Genomic DNA, 17908 nt, shown 5'->3' with positions numbered 1-17908 from the left:
TTTTTTCATTGCCGGGGTTGCGGGCGTTGCGGCAGGCGCGACGGCCAGCCGCCCGCCATCGCCCGGTACAGCGCGACCGCGCTGGTCGCGCTGCGGGTGCGCGCGGCGGCGAAGGCATCCTGCGCCTGCAACTGCGTGCGCTCGGCGTCGAGCACTTCGAACAGGTCGGCGGCGCCGGCCTCGAACCGGATCCGCGCGAGCTCCGCGGCGTGCGCGCTGTCGGCGGCGGCCCGTTGCAGGTGCGCGTCCTCCTCGCGCGCGCGACTGCTGCGCACCAGCGCGTTCTCGGTGTCCTCCAGCGCGCGCAGCACGGCCTGCTCGTAGCGGGCGAGCTCGCCGGCGGCGTCGGCATCGGCTGCGGCGATCCGCGCGCGCACGCGCCCCACGTCCAGGAACGACCAGTCGATGCCCAGCGCGACCAGCCGGGTCTCGCTGTCGCGCTCGAACAGGCTGCTGCCCTCCAGCGCGTGGCTGCCGAGCAGGCCGCCCAGGGTGAAGCGCGGGAACAGGTCGGCGGTCGCGACCCCGATGCGCGCGGTGGCCGCGTGCAGGCGCTGCTCGGCGGCGATGACGTCCGGGCGCCGGCGCAGGAGCTCGCCCGGGGTGCCGGACGCGGGTCGGGCGGGCACCGTCGGCAGGCCGGTCGGCGCTTCCAGCAGCGCGACCAGGGCGTCGGGCGTGCGCCCGGTCAGCACCGCGAGCCGGTGCATGGTGGTCGCGATCTCCGCCTCCAGCGCCGGCAACCGCGCCAGCGTGGTTTCGAGCTGGGCGCGTGCGCGCGAGGTGTCGAACGCGGTGCCGCGGCCGGCGTCGAAGCGCGCGTCCACCAGGCGCAGGGTCTCGCGCTGGTTGTCGGCGTTGGCCCTGGCCACGCGCAGGCGCTCCTGCAGTCCGCGCAGCCCGAGGTAGCCGTTCGCCACTTCGCCCACGATCGCGACCTGCGCGGCCGCCAAGTCGGCGGCGCTGGCCGCGGTATCGGCGCGGCTGGCCTCGACGCCGCGGCGCACGCGCCCGAACAGGTCGAGCTCCCAGGACGCGACGATGCCCGCCTCGCTGCTGCGGACGTCGCGCTCGGCGCGGGTCGCCCCGGGCATCTGCCCGGCACTGGCGCGCGCGTCGCTGGCGGTCGCCTGCGCCGTCACCGTGGGGAAGCGGTCGAAGCCGGCCCCGCGCAGCAGCGCGTTGGCCCGGTCGTAGCGTGCAAGCGCGATCCGCAGGTCGTGGTTGGCGAGCAGCGCTTCCTCGACCAGCCGGTCGAGCACCGGGTCGTCGAAGCGATGCCAGAACCCGGCGTCCGCGGCCGGCATCGGCACTGGCGCCGCGGCCGTGGCGCGCACGAAGCGCTGCTGCACCGGGAGCTCGGGCCTCACGTAGTCCGGGCCCACCGCGCAGGCGCTGGCGAGCAGCGCGGTGGCGAGGGCGGCCAGGACGCTGCGGCCGGGCCGGAGGAGGCGCGGACGGGTGCGCGGATGGGGGCGATGGTCATGCATGGACGGACTCCGTGGCAGCGCCCGCGGGCGCCGCGTTGCGCGTCACCAGCTTGCGCAGCGCGACGTAGAAGACGGGGGTGAGGAACAGGCCGAACACGGTCACGCCGAGCATGCCCGCGAACACGGTGATGCCGGTGGCCGAGCGCACTTCCGCGCCGGCGCCGTGCGACAGCACCAGCGGCACCGTGCCGGCGATGAACGCGATCGAGGTCATCACGATCGGGCGCAGGCGCAGGCGGCAGGCTTCCAGCGCCGACTCGACGATGCCCCTGCCCTGCAGCTCGAGCTCGCGCGCGAACTCCACGATCAGGATCGCGTTCTTGCACGCCAGCCCCATAAGCACCACCAGGCCGACCTGCACGAACACGTTGTTGTCGCCGCCGGCCAGCCACACCCCGAGCAGGGCCGAGAGCATGCACATCGGCACGATCAGGATCACCGCCAGCGGCAGCGTCCAGCTCTCGTAAAGGGCTGCCAGCACCAGGAACACGAGCAGGATGGCGAGGGGGAACACCACCAGTGCCGCGTTGCCCTGGGTGGACTGCTGGTAGCTGAGATCGGTCCACTCGATGGTCATGCCGTTGGGAAGCACCCTGGCGGCCAGGTCCGCCAGCGTGTCCATCGCCTGCGCCGACGACAGCACGCGCGGGTCGGCCTCGCCGGCCAGGTCGGCGGCGGGATAGCCGTTGTAGCGCAGCACCGGGTCCGGGCCGTAGGTCTGGCGGATCGTCACCATCGACCCGATCGGCACCATCTCACCACGGTCGTTGCGGGTGCGCAGGTTGCCGATGTCCTGGACGTCGTCGCGGAAGCGCGCGTCGGCCTGGGCGATGACCTGCCATGTGCGGCCGAACTCGTTGAAGTCGTTGACGTAGGCCGAGCCCAGGTAGGTCTGCAACGTGTCGAACAGTTCGGTCAACGGCACGCCCTGGGCCTTGGCCTTGACCCGGTCCACCTCGGCGTCCAGTTGCGGCACGTTGGCCTGGTAGCTGGTGATCGGGAAGCCCATGCCGGGCGTCTGCATGATTGCGCCCTGCATCGCCGCCACCGCGTCCTGCAGCGCGCCGTAGCCCAGGTTGCCGCGGTCCTCGATGAACATCTGGTAGCCGTTGCCGTTGCCCAGGCCGAGGATCGGCGGCGGCATCAGCGAGAACGCGAAACCTTCCTGCAGCCCGGCGATCTTCCGGTTGATCTCGGCGTTGATCTCCGCCGCGCTGCGGTCGCGCTCGCTGGCCGGATCCAGCGGCAGGAACACCACGCCCGTGTTCGGCGTGTTGGTGAACTGCAGCGCGTTCAGGCCGGGGAAGGCGATCGAATGCGCGACGCCCTCGGTCTTCATCGCGATGTCGGCCACCTGCGACAGCATGGCGTCGGTGCGCGCGATCGAGGCGCCCTCCGGCATCTTCACGCCGGCGATCAGGTACAGCTTGTCCTGGGTCGGGATGAAGCCGCCCGGCACCACCTTGAACATCAGCCCGGTGGACGCCAGCAGCACCGCGTAGACCACGAACACTGCGCCCCTGCGGCCCAGCGTCCGCGAGACCGCTCCCTGGTAGCGGGCGGAGTTGCGCTTGAAGAAGCGGTTGAACGGAACGAACAGCCAGCCGAACAGGCGATCGATCAGCCGCGTGGGCGAATCCTTTGCGGCGTCGTGCGGCTTGAGCAGGCGCGCGGCCAGCGCCGGCGACAGGGTCAGCGAGTTGATCGCCGAGATCACCGTCGAGATCGCGATGGTGACCGCGAACTGCTTGTAGAACTGCCCGGTCACGCCCGACAGGAAGGCCATCGGCACGAACACCGCGCACAGCACCAGCGCGATCGCGATGATCGGGCCCGAGACTTCGCGCATCGCCTGGTGGGCGGCCGCCAGCGGGGCCAGGCCTTCCTCGATGTTGCGTTCGACGTTCTCCACCACCACGATCGCGTCGTCCACCACGATGCCGATCGCCAGCACCAGCCCGAACAGGCTCAGGGTGTTGATCGAGAAGCCCAGCAGGTACAGGGCGGCGAAGGTGCCCACGATCGACACCGGCACCGCGATCAACGGGATGATCGAGGCGCGCCAGGTCTGCAGGAACAGGATCACCACCAGCACCACCAGCAGCACCGCCTCGAGCAGGGTCGTGACCACGGCCTTGATCGAGTCGCGCACGAAGATGGTGGTGTCGTAGACGGCCTCGTACTCGAGGCCCTCCGGGAACCGCTCCGACAATCCGTCCATGGTCGCGATGACGGAGTCGCGGATGTCGAGCGCGTTGGCGCCCGGCGCCTGGAAGATGCCGATGCCCACGGCGTTCTTGCCGTCGAGCCTGGAACGCAGGGTGTAGTCGCCGGCGCCCAGCTCCAGACGCGCCACGTCGGACAGGCGCACGACTTCACCGTCGGCGCCGGCCTTGAGCACGATGTTGCCGAACTCCTGTTCGGTGTGCAGGCGGCCCCGGGCGTTGATCAGGGTCAGGAAGTCGCTGTCGGGCATGGGCTCGGCGCCGAGCTGGCCGGCCGAGACCTGCACGTTCTGCTCGCGCATCGCGCGCACCACGTCGCCCGCCGTCAGCCCGCGGGACGCCACCTTGTCCGGGTCCAGCCAGGCGCGCATCGCGTAGTCGCCGCCGCCGAACACCTGGGCGTCGCCGACGCCGGTGATGCGCGACAGCGCGTCCTTGACGTGCAGGCGCGCGTAGTTGCGCAGGTACAGGGTGTCGTACCTGCCGTCGGGCGAGGTCAGGTGCACCACCATCAGGAAGGTGGGCGACTGCTTCTGCGTGGTCACGCCCTGGCGGCGGACGTCCTCCGGCAGCCGCGCCAGCGCCTGGCTGACGCGGTTCTGCACCCGCACCGTGGCGTCGTCGGCGTCGGTGCCGGGACGGAAGGTCACCGTCATCCGCAGCACGCCGTCGGAACCGGCGACGGACTTGGTGTACATCATGTCCTCGACGCCGTTGATCGCCTCCTCCAACGGCGTGGCCACGGTTTCGGCGATCACCTTGGGGTTGGCGCCCGGGTACACGGCGGTGACCACCACCGACGGCGGCACCACCTCGGGGTACTCGCCGATCGGCAGCAGCGGGATCGAGACCAGCCCTGCGGCGAAGATCACGATCGACAGCACCGCGGCGAAGATCGGCCGGTCGATGAAGAACCTGGAGAAGTCCATGATGTCGCTCCTTGCTGCTGGCTACTGCATCGCGACCGCTTGCGCGGGCGACGGCGCGGGCGCGCCCATGGCGATGACCTGCGGCGTGACCGGCATGCCCGGCATGAACACCTTCTGCACGCCGTGCACGATCACCTTGTCGTCGGCGGCCAGGCCGGACTCGACCACGCGCAGTCCGTCGATCATCCGGCCGAGCACGACGTCCTTGCGCACCGCCTTGTCGTCGGCGCCGAGCACGTAGACGTACTTGCGGTCCTGGTCGGTGAGCACGGCCTTGTCGTCGATCAGCATCGCCTCGAAGCGGCCGCTGCCCTGCACCTGCACGCGCGCGAACAGGCCGGGGGTGAACACGCGGTCCGGGTTCGGCAGCACCGCGCGCGCGCGGATGGTGCCGGTGGTCGGATCGACCTGGTTGTCGACGAAGTCCACCGTGCCCTCGTGCGGGAAGCCGTCCTCGTTGGCCAGGCCGACCCGCACCGGGTTGCTGGAGCGCGAGCGCTCGCCCTTGCGCGCCAGTTCGGCATAGCGCAGGTAGGTCTGCTCGTCGCTCTCGAAGTACACGTACATCGGGTCCTGCGACACCAGGGTGGTCAACAGGGTCTGGTCGGCCTGGGCGAGGTTGCCCTCGGTGACCATGGCGCGGCCGATGCGGCCGTCGATCGGCGCGCGGACCTCGGTGAACTGCAGGTCGAGCCGTGCCGCGGCGACCGCGGCCTCGGCGGCGCGCACGCCCGCCTCGCCCTGGGCGCTGGCCGCCTTGCGCGCCTCGAATTCCTCGCGCGAGATGGCCTGCGCCTCGATCAGGGTCCGGGCGCGCGCGTCCTGGGCCCGCGCGAGCCCGGCTTCGGCACGCGCGCGCTGCAGCTGCGCCAGCGCGCGGTCGAGCGCGGCGCGGTACGGACGCTGGTCGATCACGAACAGCAGGTCGCCCTCCTTCACTTCCTGGCCTTCGTCGAAGGCGACGCGCTGGACGTAGCCGCTCACGCGCGGGCGTAGTTCGACGCTTTCGACGGCGCTCACGCGGCCGTTGAAGGTGTCCCACTGGTGCACGGGCTTGCTGAGCACGGTGGCGACGCTGACCGCGGGCGGCGGCGGCATGGCCGACGCGTCCTGGGCGCGGCTGTCGCAGCCGGCGACGGCGAGCGCCAGCGGCAACGCGGCAGAGGCCAGCAGCCAGCGCGCGCCGCTGCCGGAACGGGAGGCCGCCCTGCCGGCGGCGGGGAGCTTGCGGTGGGTCATGGGGGCACCTCGATGGGGGGAGGGATTGTCCCGATGGCGGGACTTTTTCTCCCGAATACGGAACAGTGCGAATCGCGCGAGGGCCAGCAGCGGCAGCGCCAGCGGCACGCCGACCACGAACGCCAGCGTCCAGGCCATCAGCGCGCCCTCGACGGAACCCACTGCCGATGCGGCTCCCAGGGCGATGAATGCCAGCCAGGCCAGGACGAAACCGCCGAGCAGCAGGGCCGGAATGGAACTCAGGATGGCGAGGCGACGGATGGACATGGGACCTTCCCGTGATGCGACGGGAGAGAGCCTAGGCCCCACGGCGGCACTTGATTAGCCGGCAAAACGGGGAATAATTGTCCCGGCAACGGGTCAATCGGCCCGCCACCCCTCTGGAGGCCCACATGGCCCGCGATCTCAACGACACCCTCGTGTTCGTCAAGGTGGTGGAACTGGGCAGTTTCGTCGGCGCCGCCCGCGCGCTCCGGCTGCCCAAGACCACGGTCAGCCGCAAGGTGCAGGAACTGGAGGCCCGGCTCGGGGCGCAGCTCCTCCACCGCACCACCCGCAAGCTCGGGCTCACCGAGGCCGGCAACATCTACTACGAGCACTGCCAGCGCATCGCCCGCGACCTGGACGAGGCCGAGAGCGCGGTCAGCCAGCTGCAGGGCGGACCGCGCGGCTGGTTGCGCTTCACCGCGCCCTACAGCGCCGGCGTGATCTGGATCGCGCCGCTGCTGGCCGAATTCCGCCAGCGCAACCCGGACGTGCGGGTCGAGATGATCCTCACCAACGAGACGCTCGACCTGATCGACAAGGAGATCGATATCGCGCTGCGGATCGGGCCGCTGGAGGACTCCAACCTGGTCGCGCGCCGCCTCGGCCAGTTCCGCAGCCAGGTCTTCGCCAGCACCGAGTACATCGCGCGCCACGGCGAGCCACGGCACCCGGACGAACTGCTCCAGCACCGCACCCTCGCCTTCCCCAAGTTCCGCCGCAACGGCAACTACTACTGGCCGCTGCACGATGGCGAGCGCGAACAGGAATTCCGCGTGGATCCGGTGGTGGTGGCCAACGATCCGACCGCGCTCACCGAGCCGCTGCTGCACGGCGAGGGGCTGATGCTGTTCAGCGAGATCAGCGCCAAGCCCTGGGTCGAGCGCAACCTGGTGCGCCGCGTGCTTCCGGCCTGGACCGGCCCGGTGCTGGACTTCAACGCGCTGTTCCCGCGCGGCCTGGCGCAATCGCCCAAGATCCGCGCCTTCGTGGACTTCCTGGTCGAGCGGTTGCGCTTCGAGGCCGACTACGTGCGCGCGGCGTGCCCGGACAGCGTCGCCTGCCACAAGTCGCTCACCATCGTCGAGAAGGCACGCGGCCACGACATGGCACGCGAGGTCACCCGCCGTGCCCTCGCCGCGGCGGAAGCCGGGGCCGGCGAGGAAGAGGCGGCCGAAGTCGAGGCGGCCTGACGGGGGCATCGGCTAGAATCCGGCGACGCCCTCGCCCGCCGCCGGAGCCACCCCATGTCGCAACTCGCCTATCGCCGCGTCCTGCTCAAGCTGTCCGGCGAGGCGCTGATGGGCGACGAGGACTACGGCATCGACCCCAAGGTGATCGGCCGGCTGGCGCGCGAGGTGATGGAAGCGCGCGAGGCCGGGGCCGAGATCGCGCTGGTGATCGGCGGCGGCAACATCTTCCGCGGCGCCGGGCTCGCCGCCGGCGGCATGGACCGGGTCACCGGCGACCAGATGGGCATGCTGGCCACGGTGATCAACGCGCTGGCGATGCAGGACGCGCTGGAGAAGCTCGGCGGCAAGGCCCGGGTGATGAGCGCGATCAAGATCAACGACGTGTGCGAGGACTACATCCGCCGCCGCGCGATCCGCCACCTCGAGAAGGGCCGGCTGGTGATCTTCGCCGCCGGCACCGGCAATCCGTTCTTCACCACCGACTCCGGCGCCGCCCTGCGCGCGATCGAGATCGGTGCCGACCTGCTGCTGAAGGCGACCAAGGTGGACGGGGTGTACGACAAGGACCCGGCCAAGCACCCCGACGCGAAGCGCTACGACCGGCTCGGCTACGACGAGGTCATCGCGCGCGACCTGCAGGTGATGGACACCGCCGCGTTCGCGCTCGCGCGCGACAGCGAGCTGCCGCTGCGGGTGTTCGACATGTCGCAGCCCGGGACGCTGCTGAAGATCCTGCGCGGCGAGGACATCGGCACGCTGGTGCAGGGACGCGGGTCCGCCTGATCGCGGCGCGAGCGCCGCTCCTACAGGAGGTTGCGGGTGCACGGGCACGACCATTTCCACGGCTCGGGGACGCGCGCGTTCGCGATCGTGACCCTGGCCAACCTGGCCTACACCGTGGTGGAAGCCGGCTACGGCTTCGCCACCGATTCGCTGGCGCTGCTCTCGGACGCGCTGCACAACCTCGGCGACGTGCTCGGGCTCGGGCTGGCCTGGGGCGCGGCGGTGCTGGCGCGGCGCGCGCCGACCGAACGCCACACCTACGGCTGGCGCCGGGCCACCCTGCTCTCTCCGCTCGCCAACGCGGTGCTGCTGGTCGCCTTCGCCGGCGCGCTGTCGTGGGAGGCGGTGCGCCGGCTCGGCGCGCCACCGCAGATCCCGGCGATGCCGGTCGTGGTGGTGGCCGCGATCGGCATCCTCGTCAACCTCGGCGGCGCCTGGCTGATGCGCGGCGGCCACGGCCGCGACCTCAACCGGCGCGGCGCCTACCTGCACCTGATCGCGGATGCCGGGGTCTCGCTGGCCGCGGTGCTGGCCGGCCTGGGCATGCTCTGGCTGGGCTGGGAGTGGCTGGACCCGGCCACCGGGCTGCTGGTCGGTGCGGTGGTCGCGCTTAGCGCGTTCGGGCTGCTGCGCGACGCCTTCAACGCGGCCATGGACGCGGTGCCGGCGGCGCTCGACCAGGCAGGCGTGCGCGCGTGGCTGCAGGCGCAGCCCGGCGTCAGCGCGGTGCACCACGTGCACATCTGGTCGCTGGGCGCGGGCGAGATCGCGATGACCGCACACCTGGTGCGCACCGGCAGCGACGGCCACGACGCGTTCCTGGACCACGTCCACCGCGAGCTGGACGCGCGTTTCGGCATCAACCACCCCACGCTGCAGGTGGAGTTCGGCGGCGCCTGCCTGCACGACCGCGACGACCGCGCCCCGCACGGGCACTGACGGCTATACTCCCGGGGCTGACCTCCGGAACCGGAATGCCCATGATCGACACCATCCACAAGGACGCGCAGGCGCGCATGGCCAAGAGCATCGACGCCCTCCGCCACGACCTGGTCAAGGTCCGCACCGGGCGCGCCTCGACCGCGCTGGTCGAACACATCAAGGTGAATTACTACGGCTCCGACGTGCCGCTGTCGCAGGTCGCCAGCGTGGCCGTGTCCGACGCGCGCTCGCTGACCATCACCCCGTACGAGAAGCAGATCGTAAGCGCGGTGGAGAAGGCGATCCTCGGCTCCGACCTCGGCCTAACCCCGAACACCGCCGGCACCGTGATCCGCCTCAACCTGCCCGCGCTGACCGAGGAACGCCGCCGCGAGCTGACCAAGGTCGTGCACGCCCAGGGCGAGGACGCCAAGGTCGCCATCCGCAACATCCGCCGCGACGCCAACCAGCAGGTCAAGGAACTGCTGAAGGAGAAGCAGGTGTCCGAGGACGAGGCCTCGCGCAGCGAGACCGAGGTCCAGAAGATGACCGACAAGGCGATCAAGGACGTGGACGAGGTGGTGAAGGCGAAGGAACAGGAGTTGATGGCGGTCTGACCCGGCCGCCTGCATGACCGCTCCGCCCACGCCGCCGCCGGCCGCGCCCCGCGTTCCCCGCCACCTGGCGGTGATCATGGACGGCAACGGCCGCTGGGCCCAGCAGCGCCACCGCCCGCGCGCCATCGGCCACCGCGCCGGCGCGCGCGCGGTCAACCTGTGCATCGACTTCTGCCTCGACAAGGGCATCGGCGCGCTGACCCTGTTCGCGTTCTCGAGCGAGAACTGGGGCCGCCCCGAGGACGAGGTCGGGGCGTTGATGAAGCTGTTCCTCAACGCGCTCGAGCGCGAAGTATCGGAACTGCACCGGCGCGGGGTGCGGGTGCGCTTCATCGGCGACCGCGAACGCTTCCCGGACGGGATCCGCGCGCGCATGCGCGAGGCCGAGGCGCTGACCGCCGGCAACGACCGGCTGGCGCTGAACATCGCGGCCAGCTATGGCGGCCGCCAGGACATCGCCGCCGCGGCGCGCTCGCTGGCCGAGGACGTCGCCGCCGGCCGGCTGCGCCCGGAGCAGGTGGACGAGGCCCTGTTCGGCACCCGGGTGGCGCTGGCCGACCTGCCGCCGCCCGACCTCTTCATCCGCACCGGCGGCGACCACCGGGTGAGCAATTTCCTGCTCTGGCAGCTGGCCTACACCGAGCTGTGGTTCACCGAAACGTTGTGGCCGGCGCTGGATGCGGCGACACTGCAGCGCGCGCTGGACGACTACGCCAGCCGCGAACGCCGCTTCGGCCTGACCGGAGCACAGGTAGCTGGCCGACAGGACGAACCGACCGCATGACCCGTACCCGCGTGATCGCCGCGTTGATCCTCGCCCCGGTCGCGATCGCCGCGATCCTGCTGCTGCCGACGCCGTGGCTGATGGCGCTGTCGGCGATCGTGTTCCTGGCCGGGCTGTGGGAGTGGTTCCGGCTGGCCGACGTCGAGGACACCCTTGCGCGCAGCGTGCTGCTGGTGCTGAACCTGGCGCTGATGGTGGCGCTGGTCTGGGCCTCGCGCACCAGCAGCGGCTTCAACTACGTGCTGATCCAGCTCGCGACCGTGCTGGGCGTGGTGTGGTGGCTGCTGGCCTGCCTGTGGCTGCGCCATTTCGAATTCGGGGCCGACCACGAGCGGCCTTACGCGCGCGTGCTCAAGCTGCTGGCCGGCACCGCCGCGATCGTGCCCGCGTGGTGCGCGATGGGCATGCTCCACCACGCCGAGCCCAATGGCCACCGCTGGCTGTTCATCGCGCTGGCGATCGTGTGGGCGGCCGACTCCGGCGCGTACTTCGCCGGGCGCCGCTTCGGCAAGCGCAAGCTGAGCCCGCGGATCAGCCCCAACAAGACCATCGAGGGCCTCGCCGGCGGCATGGCCTGCGGCCTGCTGGTGGCGCTGGTGTTCGCGCCGATGGCCGGCGCGGGTTGGGCGCAGTTGCCGCTGGTGGCGCTGGCGACGGTGGTCGCGGTGGCCTTCTCGGTGGTCGGCGACCTGTTCGAAAGCCTGCTCAAGCGCCACGTCGGCGCGAAGGACTCGGGCGACCTGATCCCCGGGCACGGCGGCATCCTGGACCGCATCGACGGCGTGATCGCCGCCCTGCCGGTGTTCGCGGTCGGGAAAGCCTGGCTCGGGTTCTAGCGATGGCCATGCAGGTCGCGGTCCTCGGCGCCACCGGTTCGATCGGCACGTCCACGCTGGACGTGGTCGCGCGCCATCCCGGGCGGCTGCGCGCCAGCGTGCTGGCCGCGGGCAGCAACGTCGACGCGCTGCTCGACTTGTGCCGCCGCTTCGAACCGCTGCACGCCGCGATCGCGGACGAAGCCGGCTACCCGGCCCTGCGCGACGGCCTGCGCGCGGCCGGGCTCGCGACTCGGGCCCACGCCGGTGCCGCCGCGATCGAGCAGCTGGCCGCGGGCGAGGACTGCGACACCGTGGTCGCCGCCATCGTCGGCGCCGCCGGGCTGGCCTCCACGCTGGCCGCGGCGCGCGCGGGCAAGCGCCTGCTGCTGGCCAACAAGGAATCGCTGGTGCTCGCGGGCGAGCTGCTGATGCACGCCGCGCGCGAGGGCGGCGCGCTGGTGGTGCCGGTGGACAGCGAGCACAACGCGATCTTCCAGTGCCTGGGCTGCAACCCCGACGGCACCCCGGCCACGGCCGGCCTGGCGCGCATCCAGCTGACCGCCTCGGGCGGACCGTTCCGCGGCCGCAGCCGCGAGGAACTCGCCGACGTCACTCCGGCGCAGGCGGTCGCGCACCCCAAGTGGTCCATGGGCCCGAAGATCTCCGTGGACTCGGCGACGCTGATGAACAAGGGCCTGGAGGTGATCGAGGCCCACCACCTGTTCGGCATGCCCGGCGAGCGCATCGGCGTGCTGGTGCACCCGCAGAGCCTGGTGCATTCGCTGGTGGAGTTCACCGACGGCTCGACCCTGGCGCAGCTCGGCCTGCCCGACATGCGCACCGCGCTCGCGGTGGGCCTGGGCTGGCCGGAACGGATCCGGTCGGGCGTCGGCGGGCTCGACCTGCTGCAGCACGGCCGCCTCGACTTCGAGCGCCCGGACCTCGATGCGTTCCCGTGCCTGCGCCTCGCCTTCGAGGCGCTGGAGGCCGGCGGCACCGCGCCGGCCGTGCTCAACGCCGCCAACGAAGTCGCGGTTTCATGCTTCCTTCAGGGCCGGACCGGTTTTCTGGACATTCCCGCGCTGGTCGAGGACTGCCTGCAGGCCTTGCCGGCCGCACCCGCGGATTCGCTGGAGACGCTGCTCGACGCCGATGCGCGCGCGCGCGCCCATGCCAGCGACCGCATCGCCCGGGCACGCCCATGAGCAGTTTCCTCGGTTCGGTCTGGTGGATGATCGTCAGCATCGGCGTGCTGGTGACCTTCCACGAATTCGGCCACTACTGGGTCGCGCGCCGCTGCGGCGTGCGCGTGCTGCGCTTCTCGGTCGGCTTCGGCAAGCCGCTGTGGCTGCGCCGGGGGCGCGACGGCACCGAGTACGTGGTCGCCGCGATCCCGCTCGGCGGCTACGTGAAGATGCTCGACGAGCGCGAGGCCGAGGTGCCGCCGCAGGAAGCCGGGCGCGCGTTCAACCGCAAGCCGGTCTGGCAGCGCATCGCGATCGTCGCCGCCGGCCCGCTCGCCAACCTGCTGCTGTGCGTGCTGTTCCTGTGGGCGATGTTCGTGATCGGGCGGCCGGACTACGCGCCCGTGGTCGGCCACGCCGATGGCATCGCCGCCGCCGCGGGGCTGCACGAGGGCGACACCCTGCTGGTCGTCGGCGGCCGCGCGACGCCGACCTGGAGCGAGGCGGCGATGGCGCTGACCACCGCGGCCATGGACCGCGAGGACGTCCGCATCGAGGTGCGCACCGCCGGTGGCGCGCCCGCCGACCGGAAGCTCGCGCTGTCGCGCCTGCCGGCCGACACCGACGAGCGCCGCGCGGTCCAGGCGATGGGCCTGACCCCGCGCCACTTCCTGCTGCCGCCGGTGATCGGCCGGGTCGAGCCGGGCAGCGCCGCCTGGGGCGTGCTCGCCGAGGGCGACCGCATCACCGCGATCGACGCCTCCCCGGTCGACGACTTCGCCGACATCAGCCCGCTGCTGCAGGCGATCGGCGGCGAGCCGGCGATGGTCGAGGTCGAGCGCGACGGCGACCGGTTGGCGCTCGAGGTCACCCCGCAGCGCCGCGACGACGGCGAGGGCGGCAGCTACTGGGCGCTGGGGGTCGCGCCCGCGCCGTCGCAGGTGCCGGACTACGACGCGGAGCTGCGCGTGGGCCCCTGGGCCGCCGTGCCCGCCGCATTCACCGAGTCCTGGCGGCTCGCTCGCGATTCCGTCGCCATGATCGGCCGCCTGCTGACCGGCCGCGCCTCGGTCGAGAACGTGTCCGGGCCGATCACCATCGCCCGCTACGCCAACGCGTCGGCGCAACTGGGCACGGCCTGGTTCCTGAACTTCCTCGCCCTGCTCTCGCTCAGCCTGGCGATCATCAACCTGCTGCCGATCCCCGTCTTGGACGGCGGCCATCTCTTGTACTACCTTATCGAGCTGGCCAAGGGCAGCCCGTTGAGCGAGCGGGCCATGATGGCCGGGCAGTACCTGGGCCTCGCCCTGCTGGCCGGCCTCATGGGCCTGGCTTTCTACAATGACATCCTGCAACTGTTGCGCTGAGCCGGGCAGCAGGTCGAACAGGAACGTCCAACCCCGGAAGTGACGATGACGCGACTCCCCCCACGCCGCCTGCTTGTCCTCGCCCTGGCCGCAGCCGCCTCCACCGGCGCCGCCCCCGCGTTCGCGCAGTCGTCGAACCCCTTCGCGGTGCCGGGCGCGCCCGCCGCGGCCCCGGTCGCGCCGGACCCGGAGGCGTTCACCGTCACCGACATCCGCGTGGACGGCCTGCAGCGGATCTCCGCCGGCACCGTGTTCACCTACCTCCCGGTGGAGCGCGGCGACACCGTGGGCCGCAACCGCATCGCCGAGGCGATCCGGGCCCTGTACGGCACCGGCTTCTTCGAGGACGTGCGCATGGACCGCCAGGGCTCGATCCTGGTGGTGACCGTGACCGAGCGCCCGGCGATCAACAAGCTGACCCTGGTCGGCAACAAGGACATCAAGACCGAGGACCTGACCAAGGGCCTCGCGGACATCGGCCTCGCCGAGGGCGACACCTTCAACCGGCTCAGCCTGGACCGGGTGGTGCAGGAACTGAACCGCCAGTACAACAACCGCGGCAAGTACAACGTGGTCATCACGCCGACCGTGACCCGGCTCGACCGCAACCGCGTCGACATCACGATCGACATCAAGGAAGGCAAGGCCGCCGAGATCCGCCACATCAACCTGGTCGGCAACGAGAAGTTCGACGAGGAGCAGATCCGCGACAACTGGGAGTCGGCCGAGACCAACTGGCTGAGCTGGTACCGCAACGACGACCAGTACTCGCGCGAGAAGCTCTCCGGCGACCTCGAGAAGCTCAACGCCTGGTACCTGGACCGCGGCTACGTGGACTTCAGCCTCGACAGCACCCAGGTCGAGATCAGCCCGGACAAGCGCGACATCTTCATCACCGCCGGCATCACCGAGGGCGAGCAGTACACCGTCTCCAGCGTCGAGCTGACCGGCGACACGGTGCTGCCGAAGGACCTGGTCGAGAAGCGCCTGCTGGTGCGCAAGGGCCAGGTGTTCTCGCGCCGGCTGCTGGACGCCACCTCCAACTCGATCACCCTGACCCTGGCCAACATCGGCTACGCCTTCGCCACCGCCAACGTGATCCCGACGGTGGACCGCGACGCGCGCACCGTGGGCATCACCTTCAACGTGATCCCGGGCCCGCGCGTGCAGGTCCGCCACATCGACTTCAAGGGCAACACCCGCACCGCCGACGAGGTCATGCGCCGCGAGATGCGCCAGTTCGAGGGCGCCTGGTTCTCGCAGGCGGCGGTGGACCGCTCCAAGATCCGCCTGCAGCAGCTGGGCTACTTCGAGACCGTGGACGTCGAGAAGATCCCGGTCGCGGGCAGCCCGGACGAGGTGGACGTGGTGTTCACGGTCAAGGAGACGACCTCGGGCAGCTTCATGTTCGGCGTCGGCTACTCGCAGCTCAGCGGCGTGACCACCTCGGTGCAGCTGTCCGAGAACAACTTCCTCGGCACCGGCAACCGGGTCGCGGTGGCGGCGCAGCGCAGCTACTACCAGAAGGCCTACAACTTCTCGTTCCTCAACCCGTACTTCACCGACGACGGGCTGTCGCTGGGCTACAACCTGCGCTGGAGCGAGTTCGACTACTCGAACTTCAACGTCGCCCAGTACTCGACCAGCAGCGGCAGCGCGCAGGTCGTGCTCGGCGTGCCGATCACCGAGTGGGACCGCTTCTCGGCGATGCTCGGCATCGACAGCAACGAGATCCTGACCGCCGGCGGCAACATGCCGAAGGAGTTCAACGACTACCTGAAGGCGGTCGGCCGGCGCACCTTCCACGCCTGGCGCGGCCAGCTGGCGTGGGCGCGCGACACCCGCAACGACTACTTCATGCCGAGCATCGGCACCTACCAGCGGGTCTCCGCGGAGGTCGCGCTGCCCGGCTCCACGGTCGAGTACTACAAGCTCGAATACGAATACTCCAGGTACTGGCCGCTGAGCCCGTCGCTGGTGCTGCGCACCGGCGTGAACCTCGGCTACGGCGACAGCTACGGCTCGCCGATCACCAGCGACATCTGCTGGACCAGGCCGCAGCCGCCGGTGCCGCCGACCGAGGAGAACCCGAACCCAGAGCAGCCGCCGCCCCCGCCGCCGCCGAGCGATCCGTGCACCACCGACTCGCCGGACTACGTCGAGACCCTGACCGCCGACGGCCTGCCGTTCTTCGAGAACTTCTACGCCGGCGGCATCAGCTCGGGCGGCCGCGTGCGCGGCTTCGTGGACAACACGCTCGGCCCGCAGGTGGCCAACGCCTTCGGCTTCCTGCGCCCGTCCGGCGGCGCGCTGAAGACGGTGGGTTCGCTGGAGATGTTCTTCCCGCGGCTGTTCGACACCAACGCCGCGCGGATCTCCGCGTTCCTCGACTTCGGCAACGTGTACCGCGACATCGACAGCTTCGACGCCAGCCTGCTGCGCGCGTCCGCGGGCGTGGCGCTGCTGTGGCGCTCGCCGATGGGCCCGATCCAGATCAGCTACGCGTTCCCGGTCAAGACCGAGCCGGGCGACCGCACCGAGCGCCTGCAGTTCTCCTTCGGCGGTACGTTCTGACGGCGGCGGGGGCGCCTGCATGCCGTCGTTCACCGCCGCCGAACTCGCCGAGCGCCTCGGGCTCCGCGTCCAGGGCGATGCCGCGGCCCGCGTGAGCGGGGTCGCGACGCTGGCCCGCGCCGGCGCCGGCGACCTCGCCTTCCTGGCCAACCCGCGCTATCGCTCCCAGCTCGCCGGCACCGCTGCCGGGGTGGTGGTGATGCGCGCCGGCGACGCCGAAGGCTACCCCGGCACCGCGCTGGTCGCCGACGACCCCTACGCCGCGTTCGCCCGCGCCTCGGCGCTGTTCGAGGTGCGCGAGGCGCGCGAGCCCGGGATCCATGCCTCGGCCGACGTGCATCCCACGGCCCGCATCGATCCCGGCGCGCACGTGGCCGCGTTCGCCAGCATCGGCGCGCGCAGCGTGGTCGAGGCCGGCGCCGTGGTCGGTCCCGGCTGCGTCGTCGGCGAGGACTGCGTGGTGGGCGCCGGCAGCGAGCTGGTGGCGCGCGCCACCCTGGTCAGGCGCGTGCGCCTGGGCAAGCGCGTGCTGGTGCACCCGGGCGCGGTACTGGGCGCGGACGGCTTCGGCCTGGCGATGCACGGCGGCCGCTGGACCAAGGTGCCGCAGCTCGGCGGCGTGGTGGTGGGCGACGACTGCGAGATCGGCGCCAACACCTGCATCGACCGCGGCGCGCTCGACGACACCGTGCTCGAGGAGGACGTGCGCCTGGACAACCTGGTGCAGGTCGCGCACAACGTCCACATCGGCGCGCACACGGCGATGGCCGGCTGCGCCGCGGTCGCGGGGAGCGCGCGCATCGGCCGCCACTGCCTCATCGGCGGCGGCGCCGGCATCGTCGGCCACATCGAGCTGTGCGACCGGGTGGTGGTGACCGCGATGAGCCTGGTCACCCACTCCATCCGCGAGCCCGGCGAATACTCCTCGGGCACGCCGCTGATGCGCAACCGCGACTGGCGCCGCGCCGCGGCCCGTTTCCGCCGCCTCGACGCGCGGGCCCGCCGCGCGGGCCCTTTGCGCGATAATCCGGACGAGTGACCGCAGCCCCGGCTGCCTGGACAGGGAACCACACCGTGCAATTGCCGATCGACGCCATCGCCATCCAGCGGATGCTGCCGCACCGCTATCCGTTCCTGCTGGTCGACCGGGTGGTCGAGTTCGAGCCGGGGGGGAAGATCGTCGGCATCAAGAACGTGACCGTCAACGAGCCGTTCTTCCAAGGCCACTTCCCCGGCCGCCCGGTGATGCCCGGGGTGCTGGTGATCGAGGCGCTGGCCCAGGCCGGCGGCCTGCTGACCCAGCTCTCCAACGAGGCCGACGCCAGCGGCAAGGTGTTCTACCTGGTCAAGATCGACAACGCGAAGTTCAGCCGCATGGTGGTCCCGGGCGACCGCCTCGAGCTGTGCGTGGCGCTGAAGCGCACCATCCGCAACATGGCGCTGTACGAGGGCGTGGCCCGGGTCGACGGCGAGCAGGTCGCCTGCGCCGAGATCCTCTGCGCCGAAGTGCAGGAGTGACC

The 17908-nt window shown here is 71.3% G+C and carries 13 protein-coding genes and 1 pseudogene; 11 read left to right on the top strand and 3 right to left on the bottom strand.

Going from position 1 to position 17908, the window contains the following annotated elements; all coding sequences use genetic code 11:
- Nucleotides 1-5 precede the first annotated feature (5 nt).
- The 3 genes from E4F25_RS00635 to E4F25_RS00625 are packed head-to-tail and all read right to left on the bottom strand — an operon-like array spanning nt 6 to nt 5883.
- Nucleotides 6-1490: an efflux transporter outer membrane subunit gene (locus E4F25_RS00635; RefSeq protein ID WP_140908363.1), complete on the bottom strand. Its 1485-nt coding sequence runs from the start codon at nt 1488-1490 to the stop codon at nt 6-8.
- Entirely contained in the window at nt 1483-4644 is a 3162-nt protein-coding gene (locus E4F25_RS00630) for an efflux RND transporter permease subunit (protein WP_140908362.1), read from the bottom strand. Before E4F25_RS00630 ends, E4F25_RS00635 begins: the two co-directional genes overlap by 8 nt.
- A gap of 21 nt (nt 4645-4665) precedes the next feature.
- Nucleotides 4666-5883, bottom strand: coding sequence for an efflux RND transporter periplasmic adaptor subunit (locus E4F25_RS00625; protein ID WP_140910241.1), 1218 nt, complete (start codon nt 5881-5883; stop codon nt 4666-4668).
- 392 nt (nt 5884-6275) lie between these two features.
- Here E4F25_RS00625 and E4F25_RS00620 point away from each other — a divergent pair, with 392 nt between their 5' ends.
- From E4F25_RS00620 to fabZ, 11 genes and pseudogenes are all read left to right on the top strand, one after another.
- The gene (locus E4F25_RS00620) at nt 6276-7340 is read left to right on the top strand and encodes a LysR substrate-binding domain-containing protein (protein ID WP_140908361.1); all 1065 of its coding nucleotides are present in this window, start codon (nt 6276-6278) and stop codon (nt 7338-7340) included.
- A gap of 54 nt (nt 7341-7394) precedes the next feature.
- Entirely contained in the window at nt 7395-8123 is a 729-nt protein-coding gene (pyrH, locus tag E4F25_RS00615) for a UMP kinase (RefSeq protein ID WP_140908360.1), read from the top strand.
- 36 nt (nt 8124-8159) lie between these two features.
- Complete coding sequence (locus tag E4F25_RS00610) at nt 8160-9062, top strand: cation diffusion facilitator family transporter (protein ID WP_181168166.1); 903 nt, start codon at nt 8160-8162, stop codon at nt 9060-9062.
- Nucleotides 9063-9103: 41 nt separating this feature from the next.
- Complete coding sequence (gene frr / locus E4F25_RS00605; RefSeq protein WP_140908358.1) at nt 9104-9661, top strand: ribosome recycling factor; 558 nt, start codon at nt 9104-9106, stop codon at nt 9659-9661.
- 13 nt (nt 9662-9674) lie between these two features.
- Nucleotides 9675-10445 (top strand): polyprenyl diphosphate synthase, encoded by a 771-nt coding sequence (gene uppS / locus E4F25_RS00600; RefSeq protein WP_140908357.1) that lies wholly within the window; start codon nt 9675-9677, stop codon nt 10443-10445.
- A complete protein-coding gene (locus tag E4F25_RS00595; RefSeq protein WP_140908356.1) occupies nt 10442-11281 on the top strand; it encodes a phosphatidate cytidylyltransferase in 840 nt (279 codons plus the stop codon). The genes uppS and E4F25_RS00595 overlap by 4 nt, the downstream gene beginning before the upstream one ends.
- A gap of 2 nt (nt 11282-11283) precedes the next feature.
- Nucleotides 11284-12468, top strand: a complete 1185-nt coding sequence (locus E4F25_RS00590; protein WP_140908355.1) for a 1-deoxy-D-xylulose-5-phosphate reductoisomerase — start codon at nt 11284-11286, stop codon at nt 12466-12468.
- Nucleotides 12465-13814, top strand: coding sequence for an RIP metalloprotease RseP (gene rseP / locus E4F25_RS00585; protein WP_140908354.1), 1350 nt, complete (start codon nt 12465-12467; stop codon nt 13812-13814). The genes E4F25_RS00590 and rseP overlap by 4 nt, the downstream gene beginning before the upstream one ends.
- Nucleotides 13815-14009: 195 nt before the next feature.
- Nucleotides 14010-16388, top strand: a pseudogene (gene bamA / locus E4F25_RS00580) (outer membrane protein assembly factor BamA); the annotation flags it as partial.
- Nucleotides 16389-16407: 19 nt separating this feature from the next.
- A complete protein-coding gene (lpxD, locus tag E4F25_RS00575) occupies nt 16408-17427 on the top strand; it encodes a UDP-3-O-(3-hydroxymyristoyl)glucosamine N-acyltransferase (protein WP_140908352.1) in 1020 nt (339 codons plus the stop codon).
- A gap of 35 nt (nt 17428-17462) precedes the next feature.
- Nucleotides 17463-17906, top strand: coding sequence for a 3-hydroxyacyl-ACP dehydratase FabZ (gene fabZ, locus E4F25_RS00570; protein ID WP_281283936.1), 444 nt, complete (start codon nt 17463-17465; stop codon nt 17904-17906).
- Nucleotides 17907-17908: the final 2 nt, after the last annotated feature.

The sequence above is a fragment of the Cognatiluteimonas lumbrici genome, from assembly GCF_006476065.1.
In the GTDB taxonomy this organism is placed as follows: domain Bacteria; phylum Pseudomonadota; class Gammaproteobacteria; order Xanthomonadales; family Xanthomonadaceae; genus Cognatiluteimonas; species Cognatiluteimonas lumbrici.
This window is presented reverse-complemented; position numbering and strand designations above follow the sequence as displayed.

Coding starts and splice junctions, on each gene's coding strand:
- E4F25_RS00590 (WP_140908355.1), top strand. CDS start 11,284: ATGGCCATGCAGGTCGCGGTCCTCGGCGCCACCGGTTCGATCGGCACG.
- frr (WP_140908358.1), top strand. CDS start 9,104: ATGATCGACACCATCCACAAGGACGCGCAGGCGCGCATGGCCAAGAGC.
- pyrH (WP_140908360.1), top strand. CDS start 7,395: ATGTCGCAACTCGCCTATCGCCGCGTCCTGCTCAAGCTGTCCGGCGAG.
- E4F25_RS00625 (WP_140910241.1), bottom strand. CDS start 5,883: ATGACCCACCGCAAGCTCCCCGCCGCCGGCAGGGCGGCCTCCCGTTCC.
- rseP (WP_140908354.1), top strand. CDS start 12,465: ATGAGCAGTTTCCTCGGTTCGGTCTGGTGGATGATCGTCAGCATCGGC.
- uppS (WP_140908357.1), top strand. CDS start 9,675: ATGACCGCTCCGCCCACGCCGCCGCCGGCCGCGCCCCGCGTTCCCCGC.
- E4F25_RS00635 (WP_140908363.1), bottom strand. CDS start 1,490: ATGCATGACCATCGCCCCCATCCGCGCACCCGTCCGCGCCTCCTCCGG.
- E4F25_RS00620 (WP_140908361.1), top strand. CDS start 6,276: ATGGCCCGCGATCTCAACGACACCCTCGTGTTCGTCAAGGTGGTGGAA.
- E4F25_RS00595 (WP_140908356.1), top strand. CDS start 10,442: ATGACCCGTACCCGCGTGATCGCCGCGTTGATCCTCGCCCCGGTCGCG.
- E4F25_RS00630 (WP_140908362.1), bottom strand. CDS start 4,644: ATGGACTTCTCCAGGTTCTTCATCGACCGGCCGATCTTCGCCGCGGTG.
- lpxD (WP_140908352.1), top strand. CDS start 16,408: ATGCCGTCGTTCACCGCCGCCGAACTCGCCGAGCGCCTCGGGCTCCGC.